The 3,238-nt window shown below is 67.3% G+C and carries 4 protein-coding genes; all 4 read right to left on the bottom strand.

The window, feature by feature from the left end; translation table 11 throughout:
* Nucleotides 1-118: 118 nt before the first annotated feature.
* The 4 genes from AB6807_RS39265 to AB6807_RS39250 all read right to left on the bottom strand — a co-directional run bounded on the left by AB6807_RS39265 (nucleotide 119) and on the right by AB6807_RS39250 (nucleotide 3,156).
* Complete coding sequence (locus tag AB6807_RS39265; RefSeq protein ID WP_116914168.1) at nucleotides 119-622, bottom strand: hypothetical protein; 504 nt, start codon at nucleotides 620-622, stop codon at nucleotides 119-121.
* Nucleotides 619-2,259, bottom strand: a complete 1,641-nt coding sequence (locus AB6807_RS39260; RefSeq protein ID WP_371088795.1) for an IS66 family transposase — start codon at nucleotides 2,257-2,259, stop codon at nucleotides 619-621. The genes AB6807_RS39265 and AB6807_RS39260 overlap by 4 nt, the downstream gene beginning before the upstream one ends.
* A gap of 160 nt (nucleotides 2,260-2,419) precedes the next feature.
* Nucleotides 2,420-2,758 carry an IS66 family insertion sequence element accessory protein TnpB gene (tnpB, locus tag AB6807_RS39255; protein WP_108142557.1) on the bottom strand — a complete coding sequence of 113 codons (339 nt, stop codon included), beginning with the start codon at nucleotides 2,756-2,758 and terminating at the stop codon, nucleotides 2,420-2,422.
* On the bottom strand, nucleotides 2,755-3,156 hold the full coding sequence (locus tag AB6807_RS39250; RefSeq protein ID WP_371088794.1) for a transposase: 402 nt from the start codon (nucleotides 3,154-3,156) through the stop codon (nucleotides 2,755-2,757). Before AB6807_RS39250 ends, tnpB begins: the two co-directional genes overlap by 4 nt.
* Nucleotides 3,157-3,238 lie beyond the last annotated feature (82 nt).

Genomic DNA, 3,238 nt, shown 5'->3' with positions numbered 1-3,238 from the left:
GCCCGAAGATGCTCCCTGCGCCACTTGAACAGCATGTTGGCGTTGACGCCGCCGTGCAGCGCGATTGCCGACACGGAGTAAGCGTCCAGTCATCCCATCTTGACCGGCCCCACGCGGTTCACTTGGACTGCAACTGCGCTCCGACGTAGGCCACGCACTCCACGAGGTTGAGGGCGGCCAGCAGCAAGAACTTCTCGGCGTCAGTTCTCACGCGCAGCAGGTCGTGCTGGCCAAGGTGGCCGTACACGAACGCCAACAAGTAGCGCTCGGGGTGGTCGACGCAGAACTTCGTGATCATCTGCGCAACGAGGTCTGGCGGCACGCCCTCGGTGAACTGCATCGTCGCCGTCAGCCGCTGCAAGCAGGTTTCCTGGACGTCTTCAGAGATCGTCGGCACGGCGTGCCCGCAGTGCTTCATGGCTTGGAAGGCGACCAGCAGAACGTGGATCGGCACCTCAAGCTGCAGCATGTCGACCCCGTAGCGAGGCAACACGAGGATGGAAGCCAGCAAGTTGGGCTGCTGAACGTAGATTTCGTCAGCCAGCTCAACCTTCTGCTGTGCGCTCATGCGGTCGACGTCGATGTTCGCCCGGAACATCACGGCCTGCGTGAGCAAGGTCATGATGCCGCTTCGGACGCTGGCTGCCATCGGTGCGGCAGCAAGTCCTCGATCTGGCTGGCGCGCTGCGTCGGCAGGCGCTGCAGCACGTCGCGCAGGTAGGCCCAGGGGTCATGGCCGTTCAGGCGCGCCGACTGCACCAGGCTCATCACGATGGCCGCGCGCTGGCCGGCCAGTTCGCTGCCCACGAACATCCATGCCTTGCGACCCATCGCCCAGGGTTTGATCTGGCGCTCGAGGTGGTTGTTGTCGATGGCGACCGCGCCGTCGTCCAAGTGACGCGTCAGCGCGGCCCAGTGCCCCAGCGTGTAGTCGATGGCCTTGGCCGTCGGGCCGCCGTCGGCTACCAGCCGGCGCTCCAGTTGTAGCCAGTGCTTGAGCTCTTCCCACAGCGGCCTGGCGAGCTGCTGGCGTTGCGCCCGGCGCTCGTCATCGCTGAGCTCTTTGAGCTGTGCCTCGACCCCGTAGATGCGCGCGAAGCGACGCACTGCCTCCAGGCCCACCACGCTGGTGCCGTCGTGCGTCAACTCTTCGAAGTTGCGGCGCGCGTGCGCGGCGCAGGCTGCGCCCAGGCGGTCCGGATACAGCCGGGGATCGACCACGGTCTCGTAAGCGCCGTAGCGGTCGGTCAGCAACGTGCCCGACCATCGTCGGCCGTGTCTCCCTCGGCCTCCCAGGAATGCCAGCGGGTACTGCGCCCCGCGTCCCGGGCAGAACTCGTAAATCACACCAGGCACCTTGTCGTGCCAGCTTCTGGCGTAGGCCCAGACATAGGCTCGGCGCGTCTTGCCCGCGCCGGGGTCCAGCAGGGCCACAGGGGTCTCGTCGGCGTGCAGCACCGCGCAGCTGAGGATGAAGCGCCTGTGCGCCTCGTGCAGCGGCTCCAGCGCCGCACCGGCCTGGCCGGTGATGGACGCCAGCGTCGAGCGCGGTGTGTGCACGCCGCTGCGGGCGTTGATGGTCGCTTGCCGGTAGTACGGCATGTGGTCCACGAAGCGGCTGATCAGCGTGTGCGCGACGAAGCCGCTGGCAGCGATACCGCCCTCGATGACTTCTGCCACGCTGGGCGCCTGGCGCAGCACCTGGCAGCAGCGGCAGGCCCACTTGCCATAGATGTGGCGGTGCACGAAGAACTCGGCCGGCACGATGTCCAGGCGCTCGCTGACCTCCTGGCCGATGCGCGTCATCGGGCGCCCGCAGCCGGGCTCCAGGCAGTCGGTGCGCTCGGGCTCGTGGTGGTGTTCGACACGGCGCAAGTGATCGGGGAACGGGTTGCGGCGCGGCCGACGTGGGGGCGCCTTGGTCGTTGTGTCCGAGGTTGCTGCGGCGGCCGCGGCCGCGGCGGCTTCACGCCGAAGCCGCTCGAGCTGCTCGCGCAGGCCCGCCTCGTCCTCGGCCAGCGTCTCCTCGAACAGGCGGCGCTGCTCGGCATTCATAGCCTCGGACTTGGCGCCGAACTTCCAGCGCTTGAGCCTGGCCAGCTCGAAGGTGATCTTCTCGATCTTGGCCTCGCGCAGTGCGATCTCGCGGTCCTTGCGCTGCAGCAGCGCGTCGCGCTCGGCAAGCGCCTGGTCGCGTTGCGCAAGGACACGGCCATGCTCGGCCAGCTGCTGCTCCTGATCTTGCAGCCGCTGGAGCAACTGACCAACCAGCGCCGCTGTCTCGGCGGACAGTCCCGAAGGATTCGCTGCAGGAAGATCACGCGCACCAAGCATGCGTTGAATGATGCCAGTGCACGGCAAGGCCAACCTCGGCACATCCACTGTCAACGCATGGGCAGATGGCGTGGGCGCCGGCTCCTCAGGCTCGCGTGATGACGCTCAGCTCGGGAAGGCGCTGCCAGGGCAGGCCCAGGACCAAGGCGTCGAACTGCGCAGGTGTGAGCGACAGCAAGGGCGTCGTGTGGGTCGTGCCCGGCCAGACGAAGCGCCCCGCGTTGAGCCGGCGCGCCGCGCACCACACGCCGAAGCCGTCGTGCACCAGCAGCTTGACACGCGTGCCGCGGGCGTTCGCGAACAGGTAGCCATGGTGCGCCTGCGCCGCGCCGAAGACTTGCACAACGCGCGCCAACAGCCGCTCGGCGCCGGCGCGCATGTCGATAGGGTCTGCGGCCAGCCACATCGCGTCGATGCGGATCATCGAAGCAGCTCGCGCATCCAGGCCGCGCACTCGCTGGCTGCACTCGCCGGCCAGGTCACGGTAACCGCGATCGGCCCACGTCGCAGCTCGATGCGAACGTCCGGGACATGAGCCGGCTGCCCTGGTGGCGGCAAGCTGACCGGGACAAACACTGTCTTGGCTTCTTGCGCCTTCGGGGTCTCGGCGGTGGTCGCGCTGACGACGGTGGTTGCCGAGTTCATCTCTGCGTCGCGAACCCATCGGCGCAGCAAATTCGCGTTGACGCCGTGGGCCATTGCCACAGCCGCCATCGACATGCCCGGCTGCATGCAGCTGGCCACAGCGTTCGCCTTGAATTCGTCGCTGTGAACGCGACGTCGCCGACGTGTGCCGGCTTGTTGATCGGGGATAGTGCTCACGTGTCGTGAGCGTCCAGTTCACCCATCTTGAGTTCCCCTCCCGCGCGTAGGAGCCTCGTATCCACTTAACTTAGGTGGATAC

This window comes from Variovorax sp. RCC_210, from assembly GCF_041355175.1.
In the GTDB taxonomy this organism is placed as follows: Bacteria; Pseudomonadota; Gammaproteobacteria; order Burkholderiales; family Burkholderiaceae_C; genus Variovorax.
Note: the sequence above shows the minus strand (reverse complement) of the source record. Positions and strands in the feature narration are given on the sequence as shown.